Source organism: Nocardia sp. Root136, from assembly GCF_001427185.1.
Taxonomy (GTDB): Bacteria; Actinomycetota; Actinomycetes; order Mycobacteriales; family Mycobacteriaceae; genus Nocardia; species Nocardia salmonicida.
Genome location: NZ_LMFE01000007.1, coordinates 783524 through 810135, shown reverse-complemented (window position 1 = coordinate 810135; position 26612 = coordinate 783524). Strand labels below are relative to the sequence as shown.

The 26612-nt window shown below is 67.7% G+C and carries 33 protein-coding genes; 18 read left to right on the top strand and 15 right to left on the bottom strand.

Annotation, left to right across the window (positions count from 1 at the left end; genetic code table 11):
* Positions 1–241: 241 nt before the first annotated feature.
* The 4 genes from ASD42_RS20800 to ASD42_RS20785 all read left to right on the top strand — a co-directional run bounded on the left by ASD42_RS20800 (position 242) and on the right by ASD42_RS20785 (position 5482).
* On the top strand, positions 242–853 hold the full coding sequence (locus ASD42_RS20800; RefSeq protein ID WP_082843641.1) for an FHA domain-containing protein: 612 nt from the start codon (positions 242–244) through the stop codon (positions 851–853).
* 124 nt (positions 854–977) lie between these two features.
* Positions 978–1634, top strand: coding sequence for an anthrone oxygenase family protein (locus ASD42_RS20795; protein WP_056819019.1), 657 nt, complete (start codon positions 978–980; stop codon positions 1632–1634).
* Positions 1635–1711: 77 nt separating this feature from the next.
* Positions 1712–2641: an esterase/lipase family protein gene (locus tag ASD42_RS20790; RefSeq protein ID WP_056819016.1), complete on the top strand. Its 930-nt coding sequence runs from the start codon at positions 1712–1714 to the stop codon at positions 2639–2641.
* 273 nt (positions 2642–2914) lie between these two features.
* Positions 2915–5482: an ATP-dependent Clp protease ATP-binding subunit gene (locus ASD42_RS20785; protein ID WP_056819377.1), complete on the top strand. Its 2568-nt coding sequence runs from the start codon at positions 2915–2917 to the stop codon at positions 5480–5482.
* Positions 5483–5540: 58 nt separating this feature from the next.
* Here the strand turns inward: ASD42_RS20785 and ASD42_RS35355 are convergent, their stop codons facing one another.
* Together ASD42_RS35355 and ASD42_RS35350 are read right to left on the bottom strand one after the other, a co-directional pair.
* Positions 5541–6146 carry an LLM class flavin-dependent oxidoreductase gene (locus ASD42_RS35355; RefSeq protein WP_056819014.1) on the bottom strand — a complete coding sequence of 202 codons (606 nt, stop codon included), beginning with the start codon at positions 6144–6146 and terminating at the stop codon, positions 5541–5543.
* Between the two features lie 47 nt (positions 6147–6193).
* The gene (locus tag ASD42_RS35350; protein WP_056819013.1) at positions 6194–6463 is read right to left on the bottom strand and encodes a hypothetical protein; all 270 of its coding nucleotides are present in this window, start codon (positions 6461–6463) and stop codon (positions 6194–6196) included.
* 127 nt (positions 6464–6590) lie between these two features.
* Here ASD42_RS35350 and ASD42_RS20770 point away from each other — a divergent pair, with 127 nt between their 5' ends.
* Complete coding sequence (locus ASD42_RS20770; RefSeq protein ID WP_056819011.1) at positions 6591–7439, top strand: helix-turn-helix domain-containing protein; 849 nt, start codon at positions 6591–6593, stop codon at positions 7437–7439.
* On the opposite strand, the gene ASD42_RS20765 is transcribed toward ASD42_RS20770, so the two are convergent.
* Both ASD42_RS20765 and ASD42_RS20760 read right to left on the bottom strand, forming a co-directional pair.
* Positions 7420–8610, bottom strand: coding sequence for an MFS transporter (locus ASD42_RS20765; RefSeq protein WP_056819008.1), 1191 nt, complete (start codon positions 8608–8610; stop codon positions 7420–7422). The two genes, ASD42_RS20770 and ASD42_RS20765, sit on opposite strands and share 20 nt — an antisense overlap.
* Before the next feature lie 104 nt (positions 8611–8714).
* Positions 8715–8954, bottom strand: a complete 240-nt coding sequence (locus tag ASD42_RS20760; RefSeq protein WP_056819006.1) for a DUF1877 family protein — start codon at positions 8952–8954, stop codon at positions 8715–8717.
* Between the two features lie 125 nt (positions 8955–9079).
* On the opposite strand from ASD42_RS20760, the gene ASD42_RS20755 reads away from it, so the two are divergent.
* Entirely contained in the window at positions 9080–9727 is a 648-nt protein-coding gene (locus ASD42_RS20755; RefSeq protein WP_084465508.1) for a vWA domain-containing protein, read from the top strand.
* Between the two features lie 5 nt (positions 9728–9732).
* On the opposite strand, the gene ASD42_RS20750 is transcribed toward ASD42_RS20755, so the two are convergent.
* On the bottom strand, positions 9733–10437 hold the full coding sequence (locus ASD42_RS20750; RefSeq protein WP_235569726.1) for a response regulator transcription factor: 705 nt from the start codon (positions 10435–10437) through the stop codon (positions 9733–9735).
* A complete protein-coding gene (locus tag ASD42_RS20745) occupies positions 10434–11705 on the bottom strand; it encodes a sensor histidine kinase (RefSeq protein WP_056819004.1) in 1272 nt (423 codons plus the stop codon). The genes ASD42_RS20750 and ASD42_RS20745 overlap by 4 nt, the downstream gene beginning before the upstream one ends.
* 146 nt (positions 11706–11851) lie before the next feature.
* On the opposite strand from ASD42_RS20745, the gene ASD42_RS20740 reads away from it, so the two are divergent.
* Both ASD42_RS20740 and ASD42_RS20735 read left to right on the top strand, forming a co-directional pair.
* Complete coding sequence (locus ASD42_RS20740; protein ID WP_056819002.1) at positions 11852–12751, top strand: ABC transporter ATP-binding protein; 900 nt, start codon at positions 11852–11854, stop codon at positions 12749–12751.
* On the top strand, positions 12748–13608 hold the full coding sequence (locus ASD42_RS20735) for an ABC transporter permease (RefSeq protein ID WP_327153111.1): 861 nt from the start codon (positions 12748–12750) through the stop codon (positions 13606–13608). Before ASD42_RS20740 ends, ASD42_RS20735 begins: the two co-directional genes overlap by 4 nt.
* Positions 13609–13688: 80 nt before the next feature.
* On the opposite strand, the gene ASD42_RS20730 is transcribed toward ASD42_RS20735, so the two are convergent.
* Together ASD42_RS20730 and ASD42_RS20725 are read right to left on the bottom strand one after the other, a co-directional pair.
* Positions 13689–14165 (bottom strand): DUF4240 domain-containing protein, encoded by a 477-nt coding sequence (locus tag ASD42_RS20730; protein WP_082843637.1) that lies wholly within the window; start codon positions 14163–14165, stop codon positions 13689–13691.
* A gap of 54 nt (positions 14166–14219) precedes the next feature.
* Positions 14220–14825 (bottom strand): TetR/AcrR family transcriptional regulator, encoded by a 606-nt coding sequence (locus ASD42_RS20725; RefSeq protein ID WP_056818998.1) that lies wholly within the window; start codon positions 14823–14825, stop codon positions 14220–14222.
* 104 nt (positions 14826–14929) lie between these two features.
* On the opposite strand from ASD42_RS20725, the gene ASD42_RS20720 reads away from it, so the two are divergent.
* From ASD42_RS20720 to ASD42_RS20705, 4 genes are all read left to right on the top strand, one after another.
* A complete protein-coding gene (locus ASD42_RS20720; protein WP_056818997.1) occupies positions 14930–15583 on the top strand; it encodes an FMN-dependent NADH-azoreductase in 654 nt (217 codons plus the stop codon).
* On the top strand, positions 15580–15900 hold the full coding sequence (locus ASD42_RS20715) for a DMT family transporter (protein WP_056818995.1): 321 nt from the start codon (positions 15580–15582) through the stop codon (positions 15898–15900). The genes ASD42_RS20720 and ASD42_RS20715 overlap by 4 nt, the downstream gene beginning before the upstream one ends.
* Positions 15901–15955: 55 nt before the next feature.
* On the top strand, positions 15956–16402 hold the full coding sequence (locus ASD42_RS20710; protein ID WP_056818993.1) for an SRPBCC family protein: 447 nt from the start codon (positions 15956–15958) through the stop codon (positions 16400–16402).
* Positions 16403–16492: 90 nt separating this feature from the next.
* Positions 16493–16930: an OsmC family peroxiredoxin gene (locus tag ASD42_RS20705; RefSeq protein WP_056818991.1), complete on the top strand. Its 438-nt coding sequence runs from the start codon at positions 16493–16495 to the stop codon at positions 16928–16930.
* Positions 16931–16987: 57 nt separating this feature from the next.
* Here ASD42_RS20705 and ASD42_RS20700 read toward each other — a convergent pair whose 3' ends face one another.
* The 4 genes from ASD42_RS20700 to ASD42_RS20685 all read right to left on the bottom strand — a co-directional run bounded on the left by ASD42_RS20700 (position 16988) and on the right by ASD42_RS20685 (position 19003).
* Positions 16988–17440 carry a hypothetical protein gene (locus ASD42_RS20700; RefSeq protein ID WP_056818989.1) on the bottom strand — a complete coding sequence of 151 codons (453 nt, stop codon included), beginning with the start codon at positions 17438–17440 and terminating at the stop codon, positions 16988–16990.
* A gap of 36 nt (positions 17441–17476) precedes the next feature.
* Positions 17477–18262, bottom strand: a complete 786-nt coding sequence (locus ASD42_RS20695; RefSeq protein ID WP_056818987.1) for a CbtA family protein — start codon at positions 18260–18262, stop codon at positions 17477–17479.
* Positions 18253–18453, bottom strand: coding sequence for a CbtB domain-containing protein (locus ASD42_RS20690; protein ID WP_056818985.1), 201 nt, complete (start codon positions 18451–18453; stop codon positions 18253–18255). The genes ASD42_RS20695 and ASD42_RS20690 overlap by 10 nt, the downstream gene beginning before the upstream one ends.
* A 226-nt stretch (positions 18454–18679) precedes the next feature.
* Positions 18680–19003: an antibiotic biosynthesis monooxygenase family protein gene (locus ASD42_RS20685; RefSeq protein WP_056818984.1), complete on the bottom strand. Its 324-nt coding sequence runs from the start codon at positions 19001–19003 to the stop codon at positions 18680–18682.
* A 57-nt stretch (positions 19004–19060) separates the two neighbouring features.
* Between ASD42_RS20685 and ASD42_RS20680 the strand changes: the two genes are divergently transcribed.
* The gene (locus ASD42_RS20680) at positions 19061–19804 is read left to right on the top strand and encodes an alpha/beta fold hydrolase (protein ID WP_056818982.1); all 744 of its coding nucleotides are present in this window, start codon (positions 19061–19063) and stop codon (positions 19802–19804) included.
* Positions 19805–19832: 28 nt separating this feature from the next.
* Here the strand turns inward: ASD42_RS20680 and ASD42_RS20675 are convergent, their stop codons facing one another.
* Positions 19833–20711, bottom strand: a complete 879-nt coding sequence (locus ASD42_RS20675) for an A/G-specific adenine glycosylase (protein ID WP_056818980.1) — start codon at positions 20709–20711, stop codon at positions 19833–19835.
* A 90-nt stretch (positions 20712–20801) separates the two neighbouring features.
* On the opposite strand from ASD42_RS20675, the gene ASD42_RS20670 reads away from it, so the two are divergent.
* Entirely contained in the window at positions 20802–21425 is a 624-nt protein-coding gene (locus ASD42_RS20670; protein WP_056819369.1) for a carbonic anhydrase, read from the top strand.
* A gap of 82 nt (positions 21426–21507) precedes the next feature.
* A complete protein-coding gene (locus ASD42_RS20665) occupies positions 21508–22191 on the top strand; it encodes a hypothetical protein (RefSeq protein ID WP_056818979.1) in 684 nt (227 codons plus the stop codon).
* 154 nt (positions 22192–22345) lie between these two features.
* Here the strand turns inward: ASD42_RS20665 and radA are convergent, their stop codons facing one another.
* The gene (gene radA / locus ASD42_RS20660) at positions 22346–23746 is read right to left on the bottom strand and encodes a DNA repair protein RadA (protein ID WP_062982912.1); all 1401 of its coding nucleotides are present in this window, start codon (positions 23744–23746) and stop codon (positions 22346–22348) included.
* A gap of 80 nt (positions 23747–23826) precedes the next feature.
* The gene (locus tag ASD42_RS20655) at positions 23827–24528 is read right to left on the bottom strand and encodes a hypothetical protein (protein ID WP_235569723.1); all 702 of its coding nucleotides are present in this window, start codon (positions 24526–24528) and stop codon (positions 23827–23829) included.
* A 351-nt stretch (positions 24529–24879) separates the two neighbouring features.
* Between ASD42_RS20655 and carD the strand changes: the two genes are divergently transcribed.
* Genes carD through ispF form a run of 3 tightly spaced genes read left to right on the top strand, consistent with a single transcriptional unit; the run spans position 24880 to position 26604 of the window.
* Positions 24880–25368, top strand: coding sequence for an RNA polymerase-binding transcription factor CarD (carD, locus tag ASD42_RS20650; RefSeq protein WP_019044685.1), 489 nt, complete (start codon positions 24880–24882; stop codon positions 25366–25368).
* Between the two features lie 10 nt (positions 25369–25378).
* Positions 25379–26140, top strand: coding sequence for a 2-C-methyl-D-erythritol 4-phosphate cytidylyltransferase (gene ispD, locus ASD42_RS20645; RefSeq protein WP_082843636.1), 762 nt, complete (start codon positions 25379–25381; stop codon positions 26138–26140).
* Positions 26137–26604 (top strand): 2-C-methyl-D-erythritol 2,4-cyclodiphosphate synthase, encoded by a 468-nt coding sequence (gene ispF, locus ASD42_RS20640; RefSeq protein WP_056818974.1) that lies wholly within the window; start codon positions 26137–26139, stop codon positions 26602–26604. The genes ispD and ispF overlap by 4 nt, the downstream gene beginning before the upstream one ends.
* The last annotated feature ends 8 nt before the right edge of the window (positions 26605–26612 follow it).

Below are 26612 nucleotides of genomic sequence, written 5' to 3'. Positions count from 1 at the left end.
TGAGGAGCCGTTGCTTGCTCCTTCGTCGCGTACGCAACGGCACCTCAACAGCGGGACGGCCGCGAACGGCAGGCTTCGCCTGCCTGCCCCTCCTCGGGGTCGGGGCGCGTGGGGCCGGGTTTTGTGGGGGCGGCCGATATCGGGTCGGGTTTTCGAGTCCGGGTCGTGTGGGGTCGGGGTGGTAGGGAAGTAGACTGTTGGCCGTGCACAAGGTGTTTCGAGTATCCGGCGGAGTCGCGCAGTGAGTTCCTTCCTGCGGTATACCGACGACACCGGTAAACAGCATGAACTGGCCCTGGAGGCCGGGCAGCAGCGTGTGACCATCGGGCGCAATGTGCAGGCCGACCTCGTGCTCGCGTGGGACGTGGAGGTGTCCCGTCTGCACGCGGCCGTCGAACATCTCGGTGCGCACTGGACCATCATCGATGACGGACTTTCGCGTAACGGCACCTTCGTCAACGGTGAGCGGCTGGTCGGTCGGCGTCGATTGAGTCCTGGCGACCGTATTCGGGTCGGGACCACGCTCGTGCATTTCTTCGATTTCGGCGGTGTGGTGGACGACGCCACGCATACCGCGTCGGGGTCCATCCCCACGATGCGTTCACTGACCGAGACCCAGCGCGCGGTGCTGGTCGCGCTGTGCCGTCCGTACAAGCACGGCACCGGATTCGCGACGCCCGCGTCGAATCAGCAGATCGCCGAGGAATTGTTCCTCTCCATCGACGCGATCAAAACCCACCTGCGCGCCTTGTTCGCGAAGTTCGGGGTGGAAAATCTCCCGCAGAACCAGAAGCGCACCCGACTGGCCGCGCTGGCCATGCAGAGCGGACTGATCTCCGACCACGATTTGTGACCGCGACGCTCGCGTAGATCCGTGAGCGCCTGAACTATGTCGCGGACGCGCGCTGGGCGGTTGACTTACTCGTATCACCGGAGCACGGGATCGAAGCTCCGGACCACGAGTCAGGAGACATCGCATGTTCGCAGTTCGGATGGCCACCATGGTGCTGGCCTTGCTCAGTACCGGACTCATCGCCGGGGTGTTCTACGCGTACGCGATCTCGGTGATGCCCGCGCTGGCTCGCACCGACGACCGCACGCTGATCGACGTCATGCAGAAGATCAATGTCGTGATCATCAACCCCTGGTTCATGTTCGGCTTCATGGGCACGGTCGGATTCACCGCGCTCGCGGCCGCTCTGCACCTCGGTAAGGAGCAGCGCTCGACGCTGATCTGGATCGGAATCGCGTTGGCGCTCAACGTGATCGCGTTCGCCGTCACCGCGGGCCTGAACGTGCCGCTCAACGACGCGCTCGCCGCGGCGGGTGATCCCGCCTCGATCGCCGACACCGCCTCCGTGCGTGCGGATTTCGAGGCGACCTGGGTTCGCTGGAACATCGTGCGCGCGGTGGTGCACACCGCCGCGTTCCTGGTGCTGTGCGGTGCGCTGTTCGCGGCGGGCGTGCAGCAGGGCAAGTCGAGTTCGTCCGCTGACGTGGCTGCCGGACAGTCCTTCTCGCAGGGTCAGAGCTTCGCTCAGGTCGGCGGCCCTGTTGCCGGACAGCAGTTCGCGCAGCAGTCGGGCAGTCCGATCGCCGGAGCGCCGTACGGCGCGCAGCAACAGCGTCGATGATTTCCGGCCGGTAGCGCCACGCGATCGCTAGAACGTGTTCCATGATAAGTGGAACACGTTCTAGTGAGGAGTCGTTTATGCGACGTAGTTCGCTCGCGGTCCTGGCCGCGGCCCTGTTCGCCTGTCTGCCCGCCACCGCATCGGCCCAGCCGCTCCCGGTCGACTACAACTTCTTCGCCGGCATCCCCCCGGAGCTCACCAACCCGGGCGGCTCACTTCCCGGCTCGAACGACCCGGGCTGCGTCCCCTCGGCCGAACATCCGGATCCGGTGGTCCTGCTGCACGGCACCGGGGGCGGAGCGCAGACGAACTGGGGCGTATACGCCCCGCTGCTGGCCAACGAGGGCTATTGCGTCTTCTCTCTCACCTACGGCGCCTACGCCCTGCCATGGCCCGTCTCGGCGATCGGCGGCATGCGTCCCATCGAGCAGAGTGCTGCCGAGGTCGCGGCCTTCGTCGACGGTGTGTTGGCCCGCACCGGCGCCGAGCGGGTCGACCTGATCGCCCATTCGCAGGGCAATATCGTCGGCAACTACTACGTCAAGCGGCTCGGCGGCGGGGACAAGGTGGACAAGCTCGTCGGGATCGCGCCGCCCTGGCTCGGCACCAACGCGTTCGGGGCGGGCGATATCGCCCACTTCAGCCGGGCGCTCGGCGCGGGACCCGCTTTCGACGCGGCCAGCTCGTCGCTGTGTCAGGCCTGCGGACAGATGTTCACCGGCTCGCCCTTCATGACCTCGCTGAACGCCGACGGCGTGTACGACCCGAGGGTCACCTATACCAATGTCGTCTCCGCCATCGACGAGTTGGTCGTCCCGCACACTTCGGGCCTGGTCCCCGGCCCGAACGCCACCTCGTTCGTCGTGCAGGACGGTTGTGCGCAGGACTACTCCGAACACCTGGCCATCGCGGGCAGCCCCCGCGCGGCCGGTCACGTTCTCAACGCCCTCGATCCGGCCAGACGGGCCCCCGTTCCGTGCGAATTCGTCCCACCCTTCACCGGATAACACCCCGACGGCGATTTCGCTGTAGGCAAAACTGAACAGGAAACGAATGCCGCGACGTGCGCGTTGTCAGTAGGTGACCATGTTGTCGCCGGTCTTCAATAGGGTGGACCGGCGGCGGCGGAATCCCCTGCCAACTAGAGTGGATGGCGGGGGCCGCAACCCCCGGGCTTCATGGCAGGCTGACGGCGAAGTTGTCGGTCCGACGCCCTAGGTTGTATCGAGCATACTGCGGCGTCTGTTGCCAGAATGTCGGAGCAGGAGAGTGAGGGAGCGATGTTCGAGAGGTTCACCGACCGCGCGAGGCGTGTCGTTGTCCTGGCCCAAGAAGAGGCCCGGATGCTCAACCACAACTACATCGGCACCGAGCACATCCTGCTTGGGTTGATCCACGAGGGCGAGGGCGTGGCGGCGAAGTCGCTGGAGTCCCTTGGTATCTCGCTGGAGGGTGTGCGTAGCCAGGTCGAGGAGATCATCGGGCAGGGCCAGCAGGCGCCGTCCGGTCACATCCCCTTCACCCCGCGTGCCAAAAAGGTGCTGGAGCTGAGCCTGCGCGAGGCGCTGCAGCTCGGCCACAACTACATCGGTACCGAGCACATCCTGCTCGGCCTCATCCGCGAGGGCGAGGGCGTCGCGGCCCAGGTGCTGGTCAAGCTGGGTGCCGACCTCAACCGTGTCCGTCAGCAGGTCATCCAGCTGCTGTCCGGGTACCAGGGCAAGGAGCCCGTCGAGGGCGCCGGTCCGCGCGGCGAGGCGGGCACTCCGTCCACGTCGCTGGTGCTCGACCAGTTCGGCCGCAACCTCACTCAGGCCGCGCTCGAAGGCAAGCTCGACCCGGTCATCGGCCGCTCGAAGGAAATCGAGCGCGTCATGCAGGTGCTGAGCCGCCGTACCAAGAACAACCCGGTGCTGATCGGCGAGCCCGGTGTCGGTAAGACCGCTGTCGTCGAGGGCCTGGCACAGGCCATCGTCAACGGCGAGGTCCCCGAGACCCTCAAGGACAAGCAGCTCTACACCCTCGACCTGGGCTCCCTGGTCGCGGGCAGCCGCTACCGCGGTGACTTCGAAGAGCGCCTCAAGAAGGTGCTCAAGGAGATCAACACCCGCGGCGACATCATCCTGTTCATCGACGAGCTGCACACGCTCGTCGGCGCGGGTGCTGCCGAAGGCGCCATCGACGCGGCCTCGATCCTGAAGCCGAAGCTGGCCCGTGGCGAGCTGCAGACCATCGGCGCCACCACTCTCGACGAGTACCGCAAGTACATCGAGAAGGACGCCGCGCTGGAACGCCGTTTCCAGCCGGTCCAGGTGGGCGAGCCGACCGTCGAGCACACCATCAACATCCTCAAGGGTCTGCGCGACCGCTACGAGGCGCACCACCGGGTCTCCATCACCGATGGCGCTCTCGTCGCCGCCGCCACCCTGGCCGACCGCTACATCAACGACCGGTTCCTGCCGGACAAGGCGATCGACCTGATCGACGAAGCGGGCGCGCGCATGCGCATCCGCCGGATGACCGCTCCGCCGGACCTGCGCGACTTCGACGACAAGATCGCCGATGCTCGTCGGGAGAAGGAAAGCGCTATCGACGCGCAGGACTTCGAGAAGGCCGCGCGTCTGCGCGACAAGGAGAAGCAGCTCGTCGCCAAGCGTGCCGAGCGGGAAAAGCAGTGGCGTTCCGGTGATCTGGACGTCGTGGCCGAGGTCGACGACGAGCAGATCGCGGAGGTGCTGGCCAACTGGACCGGCATCCCCGTCTTCAAGCTCACCGAGGAGGAGACCACCCGTCTGCTCCGCATGGAAGACGAGCTGCACAAGCGGATCATCGGCCAGGAGGATGCCGTCAAGGCCGTCTCCAAGGCGATTCGCCGCACTCGCGCCGGTCTGAAGGACCCCAAGCGTCCGTCGGGCTCGTTCATCTTCGCCGGCCCCTCGGGTGTCGGTAAGACCGAGCTCGCCAAGTCGCTGGCGAACTTCCTGTTCGGTGACGACGACGCGCTCATCCAGATCGACATGGGCGAGTTCCACGACCGCTTCACCGCTTCTCGTCTGTTCGGTGCTCCTCCCGGGTACGTGGGCTACGAGGAGGGCGGCCAGCTCACCGAAAAGGTGCGCCGCAAGCCGTTCTCGGTGGTGCTGTTCGACGAGATCGAGAAGGCGCACCAGGAGATCTACAACACCCTCCTGCAGGTGCTCGAGGACGGCCGTCTCACCGACGGTCAGGGTCGTACGGTCGACTTCAAGAACACCGTGCTGATCTTCACCTCGAACCTGGGCACCTCCGACATCTCGAAGGCTGTGGGCCTGGGCTTCACCCAGTCCAGTGTCGAGGGCTCGAACTACGAGCGGATGAAGCTCAAGGTCAACGACGAGCTCAAGAAGCACTTCCGTCCGGAGTTCCTCAACCGCATCGACGACGTGATCGTCTTCCACCAGCTCACGAGCGAACAGATCGTGATGATGGTGGACCTGATGATCGCTCGCGTCGGCAAGCAGCTGAAGAACAAGGACATGGCCATGGAGCTGACCGATCAGGCCAAGAGCCTGCTCGCGAAGCGTGGTTTCGACCCGGTCCTCGGTGCTCGTCCGCTGCGTCGCACGATTCAGCGCGAGATCGAAGACCAGCTGTCGGAGAAGATCCTCTTCGGCGAGATCGGCGCGGGCCAGACCATCCTGGTCGACGTCGAAGGCTGGAACGGCGAGGGTCTCGGCGAGGACGCCAAGTTCACCTTCACCGGCAAGACGAAGCTGACCAAGGCTTCCGCAGGCGACGACAAGCCAGAGGTTGTCCTCACCGGCGCCGCCGAGGGCACTGCGCCCGAGGCCGCCGCCTCCGGCGAGTAATCAGCTGAACCGAAAAGCCCGCCCCCTAGAGCAGGGGGCGGGCTTTTCGCTTCTCCGATTACTGACGCGCGCGTTCGAGCACCGGGCGAAGGCGGTAGCCAGCTCGCCGGGGACGATCAGTTCGTCGATTCCGTAACGCTCGCTGCGGGATTCGAAGTCCGGCGGCACCCGCGGCGCGGAGCTTTTCGGTTGTGTGGCCGAGTCGTGTGCTCAGCCAGGTGGGCAGGTGCTCGCCGATGCCGACGAGTTGGAGGGTGAAACGGACATCGCGGTCGGTGTGGGCGGTGACGGTGCCGACCATCCGGGCGAGGTCGTCTTCGGTCGCGTCCGGTGCGGCCGCCAGCAGGATCCGATCGGCGTACTCGGCCGCGGTGGTGAGCATTCGCGGACCGCTCGCCGCGATCACCACCGGTGGGGCAGGGTCGACCTGGGTGCGCACCGCGGTGATGGTGGCGATCAGCTGGTTGCGTCGTTCGGCCGCCGAACCCCATGGCATGGCGAGCCTTTCGGCTTCCGCCCGAGCGTCCGGCCTTCCGGTGCCGATTCCCAGTTCGAACCGTCCGTCCGAAAGCAGTTGCAGCGCAGCTGCGTCCCGAACGGTGGCGGTGGACGACCGGAACGGCGCGGCCAGCACATTCGGCCGCAACCGCACGTTCTCTGTCACCGCGGCGGCCGCGGCCAGGGCGATGAGTGGTGAGGGCGTGTACCTCCCTACTTCTTCTCGCGGCCGCGCGGTTCGCTCAGCACCGCGAGCCTGCCGCGGTACTCGTCCTCGGTGATCTCGCCGCGAGCGAACCCTGCCCGCAGGGCGGACACCGCGCCACCGCGGCCCACGCACCGTCGGCGGGCGAAGAACACCACCGCGATCACGGTGATCCAGAACAGCAGCGGAAAGATCCAGAAGAACGGCCAGGGATGCCACCCTCCGTCGTAGTGGTCGGCCAGCAGAGTCAGCGTCGTCGCGCTGTCGAAAATGTTCATGGCTCAACCCTGCTCGCCCGAACACGCGACGACATCGGCCGCGAGACCCGATCCGGCGTACGTCCCGACGCGTATGTCCCGACCGGTACCGTGAAGTGCATCGAAGTTCCATCACGAGGGGTGCGCAGTGACACAGGCCGAAGGTGCGCAGAGCCTCGATGATGTGCTCGCCGGTGTGCAGTGGCGGTTCGCGGGACGCGACGAGTTCACGCTGACGCCAGGTCAGTGGGAGTTCATGACCGAGCCGAGTGCGCTGGTCGTGCTGGACGGGCTGGTCCGCGTCGAGGGACTCAGCACGACAGAGGATCTGGCGAGCGGCGACTTCCTGTTCGTTCCCGGCACAGTCCGGTTCGCGATCAACGCGCTGTCGGCGGGCCGGGTACTCCGGGTGCGCCTCGATCCCGTCGGGACCGGCGGTGCCATGACCGCGCTGCCGCAACGACTGCTGCTGACCGGTTTCGTCGAGCACACGCCGTTGGCCGCCACCATGTTTCGCCACCTGGTCGAGCAGTGCCCCGACCCGTTCGGTGTTCAGGGCGACCGGGTGGCCACGTTGATCACCTCGATGGCGATCGAGTCCTGGCATGCCCGCGGATGCGCGCCGCAACGGTGGCTGCTGAAGGTGAACGAGCCCGGAGTAGCGCAGGCGGTTGCCGCGATGCATGCCGATCCGGGGCAGGAGTGGACAGTCGAGGGGCTGGCGAAGATCGCGCTGGCTTCGCGGTCCGGGTTCGCCGCCCGGTTCCAGGCGGCGACCGGCCTCACACCGGGCCGGTACCTGACGAAACTGCGGATCGAGCGGGCGCAGCTGTTGCTGACCGACCACGCTGTGCCGGTCGGCGCGGTGGCGCGCCGCCTCGGCTATCGCTCGGAGACGGCATTCGGGCGGGCCTTCCGGCGGCACACGGGCCACACGCCGACGGATTGGCGGCGTGCGACCCGAGTGCCTGCGGATGTCAGCGCGCCGCCAGGGTGAGTGAGCGTCGGATCAGCACACCACCGAGCACCGCAGCGACGGCGCCGAGCGCGTAGGTGACGGCCAGGCCGATGCTGTCCACCCCACGACCGCCGACCGCCGAGCCGAGGATGATCGCCAGTTGGAAACCACCGACGATCAGCCCGCTGCCTGCTTCCATCCGATCGGGCAGCACCCGCGACACCCACACCTGCACGAGATTGAGGATGCCGCCGAACGCGGCGCCCCACACGACCACGGCCAGGTAGGCGAGCGGGGCGAATGTCGCGGAGGCGATGATCGCGAGCAATGACAGGCCGATGGCCGTCGGCACCGCCAGCAGCAGCGCGCCGAGGTGGCGGTCGGCGAGGGCGCCGAGAACGAAGTTGCCGAGCAGTCCACCGACGCCGAACAGGGCGAGCAGGACCGGGATCACCGCCGGGCCCGCGCCGAGCAGTTCAGCGAGGGCAGGGCGGATATAGGTGTATCCGGCGAAGTGTCCTGCGACGACGGCGACCATGCTGACCAGGCCGAGCGTTACGCCCGGAGCTCGCAGGGCGCTACCGAGTGCGGCGAATCCGACGCCCTTGCTCGGTGCGATCGGCGGCAACATCAGCCGCACGGCGACGGCGGTGGCGGCGGTCAGCGCGGCCGCGACGAGGAAGGTCGTCCGCCAGCCGGCGTAGGTGCTCAGCAGCACGCCGAGCGGCACGCCGGCCACCGTCGCGACCGTGGTCCCCGCGTTCACGATCATCATCGCTTTGCCGAGCCGCGCGGCGGGCACGAGCTTCGCGGCGATCACCAGCGCCATCGACCAGTAGCCGCCGACAGCCAGCCCGAGGAGCAGACGCGCGATCAGCAACAGGACGATGTTGGGTGCGAGCGCCACCACCACGTTCGATACCGCCGCGCCGATGGTCAGCCCGATCAGCAGGGTGCGTCGATCCAGTCGGGGAAACAGCGCGCCCAGCCCGAGCGCGGCCAGCAAGGCGGTCAGGGCCGTCGCGCTCACCGAGAGCCCGACGACTCCCTCGGGCACATTCAGATCCGTTGCCAGCGCGGTGAGTACGCCGGGGGGCAGGAATTCGGCGGTCACCAGCGTGAAGCTGCCGAGGAACATGGTCAGCAGGGCGGGCCAGACCCGGCGATCGGTGTTCTCCACCGTCGCGTCGGCCGTCGAGGTCGTTGTCATGCCAGGTGCAACAGCGCCATTCGCCGCCGTCCTCGCCCGAAACGCCACCGCATCCGACTCAAACGCCGCGTTCGCGCAGCGTCGACTTCAACCCGAAGTCGCGGCTATTCGAATCGGGAGAGCACGGGCGAGTTCTTCGCACTGGCGAACATCAGGAATTCCACCAGTCCTTCGTAGTGTTCCCGCAGGTATTCGTGGCAGAAGTCGGTGTCCCAGATATCCGGGTACACGTCGTTGTCATCCCTGTTGTCCGGGGCGAAGTGTTCGAACGCGGCCTCGGCATCGGCGGTGATGCGGGCGGCGTCGGCCTCGGAGATGCGGTGGAATGCGAGCACTGGTCCCATGGTGGGAAAGGTAGAAATCCAGGCTTGGCGATACCTTGGCGACTTCTTTTCGCCGGTCGGAGCGCCCTATTTCGCGGCGTACGGTGGGAATTGCTCGTCCAACCGACACGGGGGTGTTCGCACACATGACTGATTCCGACCGCACACTGATCGCCGTTCTGCTCGACCGCTCGGGGTCCATGCAGACCATCAAGGCCGACACCGAAGGCGGGTTGGCCGCCTATTTCGAACAGCAGCGCTCGGTGCCGAAGAAGATCGAGGTCACGCTCGCTCAGTTCGACACCACCTACGACGTGGTCTACGCGAATGTGCCGCTGGATCGGGTACCGGCGCCGAGCTTGCACCCACGCGGTGGGACCGCGCTCTACGACGCACTCGGCAAGCTCGTCACCAGCGTGGGCGCCGAACTGGCCGACCGCCCCGAACACGACCGCCCCGGCACCGTGATCATCGTCGTCCTCACCGACGGCCACGAGAACTCCAGCCGCGAATGGACCCACGCCGCCGTGAAGTCGCTCATCACCCAGCAGCAAGACGTCTACAACTGGACCTTCGTCTTCCTCGGCGCCAACATGGACGCCGTCGAAGTAGGCTCCAACCTCGGCTTCGACCCCGGCTCGGCCATCACCTACGCCCCGGTCGCAGGCGGCGTCCGAGGCGCCTTCGACGCCCTCTCCGCCTACTCCGCCCGAGCCCAAGCCGCCCCGGCAGGCGCCGCCCGCCGCGCCCGCTTCTCCGCCTCCGAACGCCGACAAGCAGACCGGGGCAAGTGAGTCGCCTACTGCCAACCCGGGCGGACCAGGCCTGATTCGTAGGCGAGGACTACGAGTTGGGTGCGGTCTCGGGCGGCTAGTTTGGTGAGGATTCGGCTGACGTGGGTGCGGGCGGTGGCGGGGGACATGTAGAGGCGGGCGCCGATTTCGGCGTTGGTGAGGCCCTCGGCTACCAGGATCATCACTTCGCGTTCGCGGTCGGTGAGTTCGGCGAAGGCGGCGGGGGGTGGTTGTTTGGCGTGGGTGGAGAACTCGGCGAGCAGGCGGCGGGTGACGCCGGGGGACAGGAGGGCGTCGCCTGCCGCCACGACGCGGACGGCGCGCAGCAGGTCGGCGGGTTCGGTGTGTTTGACCAGGAAGCCCGCGGCGCCCGCGCGGATCGCTTCGAAGACGTATTCGTCGAGTTCGAAGGTGGTGAGGACGACGACGCGCACCGGCGCCAGTTGGGGGTCGTCGGCGATCATGCGGGTGGCGGCCAGGCCGTCGAGGATCGGCATGCGGATGTCCATCAGCACCACATCCGGGACGAGCGCGCGGGTCATCCGGACCGCCTGCTCACCGTTTTCGGCCTCACCGATGACTTCGATGTCGTCCTGCGCGTCCAGCAGGGCGACGAAACCACCACGCACCAGCGCCTGATCATCGGCGACGAGGAGACGGATCTTCGCTCGGCCCGCTCCGATCGGCGGCAGTTCGGCAGGGTCGCTCACGCGCCGGCCTCCTTGCCGGAGGACCGCGCCGACGTGTTCGAAGCCACGGGGCGAGCGGGCAATCGAGCCGCGACCCGGAACCCGCCCGACGGTCGCGGACCCGCGGTGAGCGCCCCGCCGAGCGCATGTGCCCGCTCCCGCATCCCGATGATCCCGTTGCCGCCGATCCCGGTTCGAACAGCGGTCTCGGTCGGGCGGGTGTTGTCGACGGTGATGTCCACCGATTCCGGTGTGTATCGCAGGGTGATCAGCGCGGTCGCGCCGGGCGCGTGGCGCACCACATTGGTCAGCGATTCCTGAATGATCCTGGCCGCCGCCACATCGATCACGCTCGGCAGCTTCTTGGGCGTACCGATGATCTTGGTGTCGACGTCGAGCCCGGTCGCCCGGGTGCGCTCGAGCAGGGTGTCGAGGTCGTCGAGGGTCGGTGCGGGAGCGCGCGGCGCGGGGCGGGGCGGAACGGGCACGTCATCGGGGACGCCGACGTGTTCGGGGTACTCCGGCACCACCGCGGTCCCGCTGCGGATCGCGTGCAGCAGCGTATGCACCTCGGTGAGCGCCTCTTTCGATGTCGTCTTGATGGTCGCCAGCGCCGCGGCCGCCTGCTGCGGCTTGCGGTCGAACAACTCCAGCGCCACCGACGACTGCACATTGATCAGCGAAAGACTGTGCGCGAGAACGTCGTGCAGTTCTCGGGCGATGGCCAACCGCTCCTCGGACGCCGCCCTGGCCTGCTGGGCCTGTTCGTCGCGCTGGGCGGCCTCGGCCCGCTGCTCGCGCGCGAGCACCACCGCGCGTCGCTGTCGCATCCCCTCCGCGATCGCGACCAGCACGCCCATCCACGCCAGCAGTCCGAATATCTGCCACGCGTCGGAGTGCCGCCCGAGCAGGGCGGGCAACGGCCACACCATCGTCAGGTAGCCGATCGCGACCACCGGGTATGTGCGCCAACGAGATCCAGTGACGGCCGCCGACAGGAAGGCGATCACCAGCGAGAGGAAAATCGGCCCGTACCCGTAATCACGCAGCACGTAGATCACTGTGGCGACCAACGTCACCAGCAGCGCCGGTTCGGGTAGCACCCGCCGGAAACCGAGCGCGATCGGTCCCGCGAGCAGCAGCAGATACGCGAACGCGTCCAGCGACCGCACTCCGGTTTGATGCGAATTCGCACCGGAACTACCGGCCAGCTGGATCACCGCGACCACCACTGCCAGGCCCCAGTCCTGAACGACCGAGCCACGCTCCCACTTCGCAGACGCTCCCACGTGCTCAACCCTATTGTGTGCGCCCACCCACCGCGTCGGCCTGCGCACGTATTTCCTGTGCGAGGCCGCGTAGTCCGCGCGGCGTAGCGCCGAGCACGCCGCGGGACGGATGCCCCGGCACCCCTCGAGCGCGGATTCTGATTCCCATGAACGAATCGATCGTGGTCACCACCGAGTTGACCAAACGCTATGGCGAGCACCTCGCGGTGGACGCGGTGAGCATGCGGGTCGCGGCCGGGGAGATCTACGGATTCCTCGGCCCCAACGGCGCGGGCAAAACCACCACGTTGCGCATGCTGGCCGGCCTCATCCGACCCAGTGCGGGCACCGCGACCGTCCAGGGCCGCACGCCGGGCGACCCGGAGGTACTGCGCGGAATCGGCGTCCTCATCGAGGGCCCCGGCTTCTACCCCTACCTCTCCGGCCGTGACAACCTGCGGGTACTGGCCCGCTATCGCGGCCACGGCGATGCCGAGGTCGAGACGGCGCTGGAACGGGTGGGCCTGGCCGACCGGGCAGGCGACCGTTTCCGCACCTATTCGCTCGGCATGAAGCAGCGACTCGGGGTCGGCGCGGCCATGCTCGGCGACCCGGATCTGCTGATTCTCGACGAACCGACCAACGGCCTCGACCCAGCGGGCCTGGCCGAAATGCGCACGCTCATCACCGATCTCGCGGCCGACGGACACACCGTGCTGCTGTCGAGCCACCAGCTCACCGAGGTGCAGGAGATCTGCCACCGTGTCGGCGTGATCTCCGGTGGTCGCTTGCTCGCGGAATCCACGGTGTCGGAATTGCGCGGCACCGCGACACTTCTGCTCCGCGCCGAGCCAGTGGACGTGGCGCTCGACGCGGTGCGCGCGGTCACCGATGCCCCCGCACGAGCGGGCGCGGACGGAATCAGGGTCGAAACGAGCGCCGCGATGGCGCCGGAGGTGGCGCGCGCTGTCGTCTCGGCGGGCGCGGACCTGCTCGAGCTGCGGGTGGACGAGAAATCCCTGGAAGAAGTGTTCTTCGAGATGACAGCTGTGGAGGTAGCGAAATGAACACCATGACAAGGGATCTCATTGCCAGCGTGCGCGCGGAGGCGGTACGTCTCGGGCGCTGGCCCGCCTTCTGGATCGTCCTCGGCACCTGGATTCTGCTCAACCTGACCTTCGCCTACCTGTTCAACTACCTCGCCTACACCTCCGGCGAAAGCAGCGCGATGTCGGACGGTCTCCCACGCGACGTTCTCCTCGGCCAACTCATGCCCGCCGCCGTCCCCGAAGTGTTCACGCAGGGCATGTCGATGTTCGGCGGCGCGCTCGTGCTGATCCTCGGCGCCCTGGCCGTCGGCAGCGGATACGGCTGGGGCACCTGGAAAACCGTGTTCACCCAGGGGCCGAGTAGGGCCGCGGCGGTAGCGGGACTGCTGTTGTCCCTGCTTGTGGTGGTCCTCGCGCTCGTGCTGGTCGCCTTCGTCGTCGACATCGGCATCGCCACCGTGATCGCGGCGGGCGAGTCCCAGCCGATCACCATGCCGTCGCTCGACGACGCTCTGATCGGAATCCTCACCGGTACCGCCATTCTCGGCATGTGGACCCTCGCGGGCGCCCTCATCGGCGCCATCGCCCGCGGCCCCGCCCTGGCTGTCGGCCTCGGCCTGGTCTGGGTCCTGGTGGTGGAGAACCTCCTGCGCGGCGTGGCGGGCATCTTCGGCCCGATCGAAGCCGTCACCAACCTGCTCCCTGGCACCGCCGCGGGCTCGCTGGCCGGCGCGATGCGCACCGTGGAGGGTCCAGCCAACCCCGGCGTTCTCGACATCCTCACCCGCGGCGAATCTCTCGCTCTCCTGGCCGCGTATGTGACAGCCTTCGCGGGCGGCACGATCTGGTTGATGACTCGCCGCGATCTCACCTGACCTGCGATCAACCGACACGGCAACCGGTAGCGGCAGTCCGAAACGGGCTGCCGCTACCTACGCATGCGCCTCACCTCGGGTCAGGACCAGCCTGCCGGATTCGAGGCCGTTTCGCGGGAGATGCCCGAGCCGGTCTTCGGAAATCCGCCGAAGCGCTCATTGTGTAGATGGGCGAAGAAGTAGCACATTCTCTCGCATTCGGCGTCGGTGATCGCGGCCTCGGGGTCGGAGTTCACGGCGTCGTAGTAGTCGCGGCCCATGGCCACGATGAATCCGCGGGCGTAGAGGAAGCCGTCGTCGGAGCCGTCGGTGATCGCCTGGATCTCGGCACGGTCGATGTCGTAGAGCGCGCGTTCGGCGACACGGTCGAGGGCGGTCAGTTCCTCGCTGGTGAAATCTGTCGACAGGGCGCTCAACTGGGCGAGGAACGCGTCGAGGCGGTTCTGGAGGCTGCTTTCCGTCGATCGCAGAACGGCGGCCGGTTCGGTACCGGTGGCCGCCCAGGCCGATGCGATCAGATTCCAGAATCTGGCGTTGTCTTCGGGGGTGCTCGTCACCCGTCGGACGGTACTGCTCGGGTCCGACACGTAGCTGCTGTCAGCGGTTCTCGGTCAGACACCCAGCAGGCGCTGGGCGAGTGCGGTCAGACCGGCGGTGATCTGCTCGGGTGACAACCCGCGTTCGCGTTGCTGGAGGTAGACCTCGGCGGCGAGTGGCGCGAGGACCGTATCGACCAGCGAATCCGGTTGTGGCACGTCGGCTTCGATCAGCAGCGAGCGCACGTGCACCGACCAGAAGCCATAGGCCCCGGTGCTGAAACGGGCGCCGCCGGTCTCCGCGCCGAGCACCAGATGGGCATGGGCGGTGAGCAATTCGACCATCGCCGCGTAGAAGGCGGCGAGTCGATCGGCCGGGGGCGCGCCGGGGCCCAGCGGGGGCGCGCCGCGCAGTAGCTCTTCCTGGAGGGCGCGTTCGTGCTCGTCCAGGAGGGCGACGGCGATCGCATTGCGGTCGGGATAGCGGCGGTAGAGGGTGCCGCGGCCGACGCCCGCGGCCTTGGCGATGTCGTCCATGGTGACCGTGCGCGGGTCGCGGGTGGCGAAGAGTTCGGCGGCCGCCGCCAGCACCTTCGCGCGATTGCGCGCCGCGTCGGTGCGCTCAGAGGGCGGCGGCGCATCCAGCGCCGCGCCGGTGAGCAGGTCGGATCGGGACTCCATGGGTCGACTGTAGCCCAGAAAAGAATATATGGACAGCATGTCCACTTGTGTTCTATCGTCGAGAAATCAACAAGCGGACATCATGTCCAGTTAGGAACCCTGTGATGACACACCTGCTGCACCTGGATGCCAGCGCTCGTGCGAACTCCCTCAGTCGTGAGCTCGGCAGGGAATTCGTCCAGGCCTGGCGCGACGCGGAACCCGGCGGTACTTACACCTACCGCGACCTCGCCGCCGGGCCGACGCCGTTCATCGACGAAGGCTGGACCGAACTGTGTGACGCTGTGCTCGCCGCCGGGGTCACCGACCTCGACCGGCTCGCGGAACTCGCCGTGACGCCCGCGGCTCGGGCCGCGTGGCGCGTGGTCGAACCGCTACTGGCGCAGGTACTGGCCGCCGACGTGATCCTGATCGGCACCCCGATGTACAACTACTCCGTCCCCGCCTCGCTCAAGGCGTGGCTCGACCAGGTCACGTTTCCTCGAATGTCGTTGGGGCAGCGCAGGTTCGTGGTGGTCACCGCCCGTGGCGGCGCGTACTCGCCCGGTGCGCCGAAAGCCGCGTTCGATTATCAGGAACGCTTCCTGCGTGACTTCTTCGCAGGCCACTTCGCCGTCACCGACACGGTTTTCGTCAACGCGGAGCTGGCCAATGCCGTTCAGGATCCGAACCTGGCTCACCTGCGCGACGCCCACGAGGCATCGCTCGCCACCGCGCGGGCCGAAGTGCGCTCTCTGGCAAAGGACTACGCGCGATGAGCTGGCTGGTGCTCGGCCTGGCCGGGCTCGTGGAAATTCTCTGGTCGCAGACCATCAAACCGACCGAGAACTTCACCAAACTCGGCCCGACCCTGCTCTGTGTCGCGCTCGGCTCGCTGGCCGTGTATCTGCTCTCGCGCGCCATGCAGACCCTCCCGGTGGGCACCGCCTACGCGGTATTCACCGGTATCGGGGCGCTCGGCGCGATCGGTCTCGGTGTGCTCGTGCACAAGGATCCGCTCAGCGCGGGCCGCGCGCTGGCCTTGTCGCTGATCCTCGGCGGCATCGTGCTCGCGCGCGTGACGAATCCTGAGTAACGCTGTCGCACACCCGATGAGAGGATCGGCCGGTCATGACCGGTAAGGTCGGCTGATGGACCAGCCAGTTCGCCCCCCGGACCTGTCCACGCGGCCACACGAGCTCACGGTCGAGCGCGTGATGAAAGCCTCGCCCAGCCTGCTCTACGCGGCCTGGACCCAAGGCATGGACCTGTGGCTGGCCGTTCCCGGATCGGTGCTGATGCGCCCCGCCGTCAACGAGCCCCTCTACTTCGACACCGGCTCGCCCGAGAAACGCAACCCCCATTACGGCCGCATCCTGCTGCTCGAGCCGAACCGGCGCATCGAGTTCACCTGGGTCACCGCCGCCACCGACGGCGTCGAAACAGTGGTCGCCGCCGAATTTCTTAAACAACCACGCGGCATCCGCCTGCGCCTGCGCCACTCCGGATTCCCCACCGCGGCGATCCGGGATCTGCACAAGCAGGTCTGGCCGGACAAACTCGAGCGGCTCGACGAAATCACCAGCGCCACCGTCTGACCGGCGTACCGGGCCGATCGTCGGCCGAGCGCTGGTCAGCTCGCGTAGGTTCGACACCGAACGCAACACCTCCGAATCGAAGGGATCGCAATGCCGACTCGTAGCGCACGCACACTCTGGTCAGGCGGACTCCAGGACGGGTCCGGGCAGGTCGAACTGGTCAGCTCGGGTGTGGGCAAGTTCGATGTGAGCTTCCCGCGCCGCACGGCCGACACGGCCGAGGGCACCAGCCCGGAGGAGCTGATCGGGGCGGCGCACTCGTCGTGCTACTCGATGGCGCTGTCGGCGGAGATCGCCAATGCGGGCGGGACGCCGGAAAGCCTCGACGTCAACGCGGACGTGACCCTCGCGCCCGACCCGGCCGGTGGTTTCCGGATCAGCAAGATCAAGCTCACCGTGCGCGGACGTGCGTCGGGCCTCGACGCCGACGGGTTCGCCGCGGCGGCCCTCGCGGCCAAGAACGGGTGCCCGGTCAGCAAGGCGCTCGCCGGTGTGGCCGAGATCGAGCTCGACGCCGCACTGGGCTGATCAGCTCCGCTGTGATCGTGCGATCGGCCGCGACCGATCGCACGATCACGCCGGTCGTCAGTGCCGGGTGAACCAGCGGTGCGCGGCGGGGGTGTACATGGCCGGAATCGCGATGACGACGGCCAGGATGTGAACGGTCCGGCAGCCCGCAAGCACGGTCGAACTGGGGGACATGCCGTCGAACAGTGTCGTGTAGTCGTCGGTGGACAACACGACCGCCAGCGGCTCGATGATCAGCGAGACCAGGCCCACCACGCCGATGCCGACGGTCAGCAGAGCGCGGGCCACCCGACTGCCGTTGAGCATGTACAGCGCGACCCCCGCGACCGCCAGGTAGATGGCGAGCCGGGGTAGTAGACCCGCGGCGGTCGCGCCGAACTCGTCGCCACCACGCGCGGCGCGCAACAGTCCTTCGGCGACACCCGCGGCGAGAGCGGTGACGAGTCCGCCGAACGCGACATTCACGGCGCGGGGGCGAGCGGTGGAGACAAGAAAGGCAGTGCCGGTCATGACACCGACACTGCCGTTCTCAGCTGCTCGCGAGGATCACCCTCCGGTAGGAACCTTGTCCACTACCGGAGTGCTACGCCGCGAAGCGAATTCCGTCAGCGCGGCGAACGCCAGCCCCAAACTCACCCACAGCGTGGTGGTTTCGGCCAGCGAGGCCACCCGGAAATTCCACAGCAGAGTGGCGGGGAAGTCGTCGGCCACCTCGTTCACGCCGGGCAGCAGCACATAGCCGACCGTGGCGACCACGACGAACGCGCCGACCCCGGCGATGAGCCGGAGCGTGTCCGACGCGGCGACCGCGCGGTAGGCCGCGACGGCTGCCGAGACGGCAAGCAGGCCGAGTACGACGGCCGCGACCCACAGCCAGGTGCGGTCGTTGATGGTGTCCGGATCACCCACCGCGGGCGGGTTGGCCGGATACTTGAAGAACGGCACCGCGACGATCGCCGCCCACGCGAGAACCGCTGTGGTCAGCGACAATTGGGGTCCAGATAGGGTGGTGAACCGGCGTGCCGCGTTCACCGCCGACGCGAACAACGCGCCGAACGCCATGCCCGCCAAACCGAGCGCGAGGAACTGTCCCGCCTTCTGTCCCGATCGGCTGACCAGCGGTTCGTCCTCGTCGCCGTGGGAATGGCCCTGCGGTTCCGCGGCTTCGTGGCCGTGTTCGGCCGGAGCGGCCGCGGCTTCTTCGATGGCGATCGCGGCGTCCACCTGGGGCTCGCCGACGAAGTAGCCCACTGTCGCGGCCAGCAGGCCGGCGATCAGGCCGGCCAGCAGGCCGCGCAACAGCAGGGTCTTGAGGGATCCGATCAGTGGCACGGAACGCCCAGCAGGTGACGTCCGTCGTGCATCAGCTCGTGCAGGAACATCCCGCTACGCGAGACGGCCCCCTGGTCGAAACCGACCAGGTACAGGGCGAGCAGTGCAAGCAGGACGACGCCGACCGTGACGAGCACGGTTGCGAGGGTGTCGAGGCCGGTAGATCGGCTGGGTGAATGAACGATTGCCATTCGGGTCCTCCTTCAGGGATACGCGTCCCACGGTTGAAGTGTGGTGCGAAGGTGCCGGTGTCTGGCTCTCCGGCACCGGGGACCCGGTACTTGGATACAGTGGCGCGACCGCTCCGGATTCACACCGGAATTACCGCGCACCCTCGCGTATGTTCCCTCGAACTGTGACAGCCGCGAGCCGTCTACGTCAATACAGGCAACCGCATGTCCAGCGGAAACGCCGCTGTCAGCCCTTCGCGGGCACGTCGAGGACGACCTCGAACTCGAGCAGCGAGGCGCCCGTCGACACCGGCTTGGGACGCTCGCCCTCGCCACCGTTTCCGGCGTGCGCCGCGCGGGCCGGACCGTCACGCCACGTGGCGAACGATTCCTCCGAATCCCATTGCGTCACAACAAAATACCGGTTGTCACCGGCGACCGGGCGCAGCAACTGGAAGCCGAGGAAGCCGGGGGAGTTCTCCACCGCACCCGCACGCGCGGCGAACCGCTTCTCCAACTCGGGGCCTGCGCCCTCGGGAACCTCGATCGCATTGATCTTCACAACAGCCATGGTGGTGATTATTGCGGCTGGTGCCGCCACGTGGCGGGGCTGGGGCAGTATCGGGGTGTGTTGAACGACGAAGGTGGGTCCGGCACCCCGATCCTGCTGCTGCACGGGCTGATGGGGAGTGCGCGGACCTGGGCCGATCAGGTGCCGTGGTTGCGCGGTTACGGGCACGTCTATGCCGTCGACGCCGCCGGGCATGGACGGCCGACGCCCGCCGAGCTCACCACGGAGGCGTTCGTGGCCGACCTGGCCGAGCTCACCGCCGAGATCACCGAACCGATGGTGATCGTCGGGCATTCGATGGGCGCGATCCACGGGTGGGTCTTCGCGGCGACCTATCCCGAGCGGGTGCGCGCGATCGTCGTCGAGGACATCGCCCCCGATTTCACCGGCCGTACCGCCGCCCACTGGGCCGAGCTGATCCACTCATGGCCGCAACCGTTCGCCGACGAACAGGCGGTGCTCGACTACTTCGGCCCGGTCGCGGGCGCCTATTTCCTTCGCGCGTTCACCGCGGCGCCCGACGGCTACCGCCTGCACGGCGAGGTGGACACCTTCCGCGCGATCTCCGAAGAGTGGGGTACGCGCGACTTCTGGACGGAATGGAAGTCGCTGCGGGTACCCGCGCTGCTCATCGAAGGCGAGCACACCATCACCCCGCCGGGGCAGATGCGCACGATGACCGAGGTGCATCCCGATGCGGAGTATGTGCGCGTCGCGGCGGCGGGGCACCTGGTGCACGACGAACAACCCGAGGTCTACCGCGAACACGTCGGCCGGTTCCTGCAACGCGTCACGGGGTGAGCCGGTCGGCCTCGCTACGCGCGAAGTGTCACCCGGCGGAGCTTCCCTCGCCCGCCAGGGCGAACAGTCCGTCATCGGTCTGCTCGATCAGCCCGTCGACCAGCAACGAATCCAGCGCCCGCGCGCGCTGACCCGGATCTCGGGTCCAGGCCAGGTCGAGGCGGATCCGCTCGACCGGGCCCGAGGCGTCGCGCAGGACATCGAGCAGCCGGCCACGAGCCTGACGGTCGGTGCCCTCGAACTTCTGCACCTTGCGGGCAACCGCGGCGGCGGGTTTGCCCGCCTCGACCCACGCACAACTGGGCAGCGGGCAGCGGGCGCAGTCGGGATTGCGGGCCGTGCAGACCAGAGCGCCCAGCTCCATCAGGGCCGCCGAGAAGGTCGCGGCGCGCGGCACCGGGACGGGCAGCAGGGCTTCGGTCTCCGCGAGATCGCGCGAGGACGGGTTCCCCGGCTCGCGGCCGTGCACCGCGCGCGCGACCACGCGTCGAACATTGGTATCCACCACGGGAACTCGCTGTCCGTAGGCGAAGCAGGCCACGGCGCGGGCGGTGTACGCGCCGATTCCGGGCAGGCTCAGCAGCACGTCGACGTCGGCGGGAACCACGTCGCCGTGTTCGGTCGCCAGCACCCGCGCGCACTCGTGCAACCGCAGTGCCCGTCGCGGATACCCCAACTTGCCCCACGCCCGCAGCACCTCGGCTTGCGTCGACGACGCCATCGCCGACGGCACCGGCCAGCGCGCCACCCACTCGCGCCAGATCGGCTCCACGCGCACCACCGGCGTCTGCTGCAGCATGATCTCGCTCATCAGGATGTGCCATGCGGTCGCGTCCGGCTCGCGCCACGGCAGCGCGCGCGCCGTCTCGCCGAACCAATCGAGCAGGGCTTCCGCGTCGATGCTCACCGTTCCCGTTTCCTCTGAGCCAGTGTCTCTTTGCCGACGCTTAACGTGGCGGACTCGCTGGTAACCAAGGGCCTGTGCACAATGGTCGGTATGCCTGGTTCCAATCCGATAAGCGCCTGGAAGTCGTTGCGCGAAGGCAATGAGCGTTTCGTCAACGACACCCTGCAGCATCCTAGCCAGGGCGCCGCAGACCGAGCCAAACTCGTCAAGGGCCAAAACCCTCACGCGATTCTGTTCGGCTGCGGTGATTCCCGCGTCGCCGCCGAACTGATCTTCGATCAGGGTCTCGGCGACATGTTCGTGGTGCGCACAGCGGGCCACGTCGTGGACAGTTCGGTGCTCGGCTCGATCGAATACGGCGTCGAGGTGCTCAATGTGCCGCTGATCGTGGTCCTCGGCCACGACAGCTGTGGCGCGGTGAAGGCCACCATCGACGCACTCGACGGCGGCGAGGTACCCGGCGGGTTCATCCGTAGCGTGGTCGAGCGGGTGACGCCGTCGATCCTGGTCGGACGACGCGAAGGGCTCACATCGCTCGACGACCTCGAAGCGCGTCACGTGGTGGAGACCAGCAAGCTGCTCATGCAGCGGTCGATGATCATCTCCCAGCGCGTTGCCACTGGTCAGTGCGCTATCGCCAGCGTCACCTACAAGCTCGAAGACGGGCGTGTGCACCTGCGGCGCACCGTCGGCAATATCGGCGAGGTGGTCTGAGCCGGGGACTCACGCCCGGTTCGGCTCCCGACACGCCGAGGTCATCGAGCGCGCCCCCGCGCGCTGCGCTTACCTTTGAGGTGTGCTGGAACCGAATGGACCGCTCTCACCGGAGATCTACTGGCGCCGCCGTGCACTCGCGATCGGCGTCATCGTCGTCGCGCTCGCGATCGTGATCTGGCTCGTCACCATGGTCGCGCGCGGTGGGGACTCGTCCGGAGCCGGCAGTGCGGCAGCGAGTACCACCACGTCGGCGGAGTCGAGCGCGAGCGCGTCCGCGACTAGTTCGACGCCGAGTAGCTCGTCGAGCCCGCCGAGCAGTGCGTCGGCCACGCCGAGCGCGACGACCTCCGCCGCCGACCAGCCCGCGGCACAGCCGTGCTCGGATCAGTCGCTGGCGCTGAAGGTGACGGTCGGGCAGCCGACCTACCGGGTGGGCGACCAGCCGGCGTTCGGCACCGTCATCACCAACATCTCGTCCGCGGCCTGCGCGCGCGACCTCGGTGCGGGCCCGCAGTTCCTCGTCTACACCCTCGACGGGCAGCGCAGGCTCTGGGCGAGCAACGACTGCAACCAGGACGACCCGGCGGAAATGAAGACGCTCAAGGCCGGTGAACAACTCTCGTACAAGGGCACCTGGTTCGGCACCACCTCGCAGCCGCAGTGCGCGGGCGACCGGCTGCAGGTGCCCGCGGGCGCGTACATGGTCGTCGCCCAGCTTGGCGCCGTTCGCAGTGCCGCGGAGCCCTTCAACCTCGCCTCCTGACGCCGCGTTCCCGCTGCCGGGGGCATTGTGCGGGTGCGCCATTGGTCACATGTTCGAGTTGGGTCGATTTGCAGTGTTCGCAGGATCGGTCAGCCCGTCAATGGACATTGGCGTGGAAATGGATGATCGGTGCTGATTCGGGCGGTTGCCGGAGTTATTCCACTGCCACGACCTCGCGGGGTGCGCGGGATTTGCGGAGCTCGGCCAATCGCAGCGCCGACCGTAGGTCCCCGACCTCGTGGATACGCATCGTGCCGGTCTTCGTTTTCTCCGAACCGGGCGGGACGAGAGCGGTGGTGAACCCCAAACGCTCGGCTTCGGCCAAGCGCCTGCCGAGCCCGGTGACCTTGCGGACCTCACCCGCCAAGCCGACCTCGCCGAGGATCACCCAGCCCGCGGGCAGGGCGATATCGGCCTCGGCGGACGCGATGGCCAAGGCGATGGCCAGATCGGCGGTCGGCTCGAGCAGGCGCATGCCACCGACGGTCGCCGCGTACACATCGTGCTTGCCGAGGAAGACCCGCCCTCGGCTCTGCAGCACCGCGAGCACCATGGCGACGCGGTTGTAGTCCAGCCCGCTCACGGCCCGGCGAGGCTGCGGGATCTCGGTCTTCACGGTGAGCCCTTGCACCTCGGCCACCAGCGGTCGTTTGCCGTCCATCGCGACGGTCACCGCGGTGCCGGGGACGGTGTCGGTGCGATGGTGCAGGAACAGCCCGGAGGGATCGTCGACGCAGGCGATGCCGTCGTCGTGCAGTTCGAAGCAGCCGACCTCATCGGCGCTACCGAAGCGGTTCTTGATGCCGCGAACCATCCGCAGCGACGAATTCTTGTCGCCCTCGAACTGCAGCACCACGTCCACCAGGTGCTCGAGGGTGCGCGGGCCCGCCACGTTCCCGTCTTTGGTGACGTGGCCGACCAGCAGGACCGCGATCCCGGTCGCCTTGGCCAGCGAGGTGAGTGCCGCGGTGACCGCGCGTACCTGGGTGACACCGCCGATCACACCGTCCACCTCGGGCGCCAGCATGGTCTGCACCGAGTCCACCACCAGCAGCGTCGGCCGTACCTGCTCCACATGCCCGAGCACGATCGACAGATCCGATTCGGCCGCCAGATACACCCGGTCGTGCACCGCGCCGGTCCGATCGGCCCGCAGCCGCACCTGCCCGGCCGACTCCTCGGCGGTCACATACAGCGCGGTCTCCTCGCGCGCCGCCGCCCACCGGAACGCGACCTCGAGCAGCAGCGTCGATTTGCCGACCCCCGGCTCGCCCGACAGCAGCACCACCGAGCCCGGCACCACTCCGCCTCCGAGTACCCGATCGAGCTCGCTCACCCCCGTCGACCGCGCCTGCGTGACCTTGGAGTCGATCTGCGACAACGGCGCCGCCGCCGTACTCGGCAGCATCGCCCGGCGGCCCGGCGCCGCGGCGGACGCCGAGACGGCCACCTCGTTCACCGTTCCCCAGGCGCCGCAATCAGGGCACTTACCCACCCATTTGGACACCTCGTGCGTGCACGCGGAGCACCGGAAGACTGCTTTGGTCTTGGCCACACGCGCACCCTACGGACCGAGACCGACACAAAGAGAAGAGCCGCCGCGAAGTTCGCGACGGCTCTTTCGTACTGCGGGTCTCAGTGACCGCCCGCACCCTCGGGCGCGGGACCGGACTTCTCGTTCTCGATGCGCGCGACCGCGGCGGCGTCGACCGGGACCGACACCTGCACGGTGCCCGCGTCCTTGAAGTTGAAGGTGACGTTGTAGGTCAGGCCGGGGACGATGTCCTTGGTCAGGCCGGTGATCTCGATCGTGGCCGGGGTCTTCACCGGATCGTTCGAGGGGAGGTCGACGCCCGCGGCGGCACCGGTCGGGGTGGCCGAGGTGGTGGTCGGCGCCGCCGAGGTGGTGCCGTGGTGATCGTCGGCCGCGGCGGGCTTGGTCTCGCCCGTCCCCACGAACACGGTCTGCTGCGGCTTCAGCACGAACTTGGGGTCGGCATTGGGACCGGTGATCTTGACCTGGCCCAGGTCGGTACTCACGCTGGTCAGCTCATCGGTGATGATCTCGCTGTTGTTGATGATCGACAGCGAGATCATTGCCTTGCCGCCCTTGTCGTGCTCGGCGGTGGCCTCCGGGTACACGATGTGCACATTGCGCAGGGCGATCTCGCCGACATTGGCGTGGTTGCCGTTGATGGCGGCTTCCTGCGACGAAGTCTGGGTGATCTGGCCGGCACTGCAGCCGGTCAGGGCGATGCCCGCGGCAGCGGCGAGCGCGGCAACCGTCACCATGCGACGTCGCGCCGACTGGGCGGTCACAGCTTTCAGGGCAGTCACGGTTTGTCCTCCATGTCGACCGGGCTACTCCGGTCCACGCGGGGACCGGAGGGTAGTAACTAGGCAGCGTAGTAGTTCACTCCGCGCGGGTGACGTTCGGGCTCGCGACGCGCGGGTGTGGAAGTAACAGTTCGGTGTCTCGAGCGGGTTTGCCGGATCGATGCCGGGTTGTCGAGGCGCGATAACCGGTCGCTATGCTGGTAGTTAACCCGTTCTGGCGCAACACAATGCACATCAATTCTGCAATGTCAACCCCTGCGATGGCCTCGTTGTGGCCCTGACCTGCACAGTTGATCGCGCCGTTATCGAGTCGCATGTTAAACTGTGAACATCGAAAGGGGCACGGGACACATGATTTTTAAGGTCGGAGACACCGTCGTTTACCCCCACCACGGAGCGGCGCTGATCGAAGCAATCGAGACCCGCACCATCAAGGGTGTGCAGAAAGAGTATCTGGTCCTGAAGGTTGCGCAAGGCGACCTGACCGTTCGGGTTCCCGCAGAGAACGCTGAATACGTCGGCGTCCGTGACGTCGTCGGCCAAGAAGGTCTCGACCGCGTCTTCCAGGTGCTGCGCGCGCCACACACGGAGGAGCCGACCAACTGGTCCCGCCGTTACAAGGCCAACCTCGAGAAACTCGCCTCCGGCGATGTGAACAAGGTGGCCGAAGTGGTTCGTGACCTGTGGCGTCGTGAGCAGGACCGCGGCTTGTCCGCCGGTGAGAAGCGAATGCTTGCCAAGGCTCGTCAGATTCTCGTCGGTGAGCTCGCGCTCGCCGAGGGCACCGACGACGGCAAGGCTGAATCGCTGCTCGACGAGGTCCTCGCCGCGGCTTCCTAGAAATAAACAAGTGCGACCTGTCGTAGCACTGGTCCCTGCCGCCGGTCGTGGCGTGCGCCTGGGTGAACCCACCCCGAAGGCGTTCGTTCCGGTCGGCGGCACACCTATGGTCCGGTTGGCCGTCGACGGCCTGATCGCGTCCGGTGCGGTGCACCGGGTTGTCGTGGTCGTACCCGCCGAACTGGTCGAGGCCGCATCCACGCTGCTGTCCACCACCACCTCGCTGACCGGCGGTTCGATGCCCCCTGTGCCGGTGCAGGTGGTCGTGGGCGGCGCCGAGCGCACCGATTCGGTGCGCGCGGGCATCGCGGCCGCACCCGACGCCGCGTTCTACCTCGTGCACGATGCCGCACGCGCGCTCACACCGCCGGAGCTGATCGCGCGGGTGGCCGCCGAGCTACAGGCAGGCAGTCAGGCGGTGGTCCCCGCCTTGCCCGTTGTCGACACCGTGAAATCGGTCGACGACGCGGGCATCGTCACCGGAACCCCCGATCGCGCCCACCTGCGCGCCATCCAAACTCCCCAGGGCTTCGCCGCCGACCTGCTTCGCCGCGCCTACGCCACCGATGTGGGCGCCACCGACGACGCGGGCCTGGTCGAACGCCTCGGTATCGCCGTGCACACCGTCCCCGGCGACCCGCTGGCCTTCAAGATCACCACCCCCCTCGACCTACACCTCGCCGAGGCGCTTCTCGCCGACGGCAGCCGGTCCACGGCCGCCCGGCGCCCCGGCGTCGACGCGCCCTTTGTCGAGCAGGCGGTTGCCCGATGAGAGTCGGAATCGGCAGCGACGTGCACCCCATCGAGCCGGGACGCCCCTGCTGGATGGCAGGTCTGCTGTTCTCCGACGCCGACGGGTGCGCCGGCCACTCCGACGGCGACGTCGCCGCTCACGCCCTCTGCGATGCCCTGCTCTCCGCCGCCGGCCTGGGTGACGTGGGCGCTGTCTTCGGCGTCGGCCGCCCCGAATGGGCAGGCGTCACCGGCGCCGCCATGCTCACCGAAGTCCGCAGGCTGCTGACCGAAGAAGGCTTCGAGGTCGTGAACGCCGCGGTGCAGGTGATCGGTAATCACCCGAAGATCGGCCCACGCCGCGCCGAGGCGCAAAAAGTACTCGGCGAACTTCTCGACGCTCCCGTTTCGGTGTCCGGCACCACGACCGACGGTCTCGGTCTCACCGGTCGCGGCGAAGGTATCGCCGCCATCGCCACCTGTCTGATCGCGGCATGTTCGTAGCCCCCCAC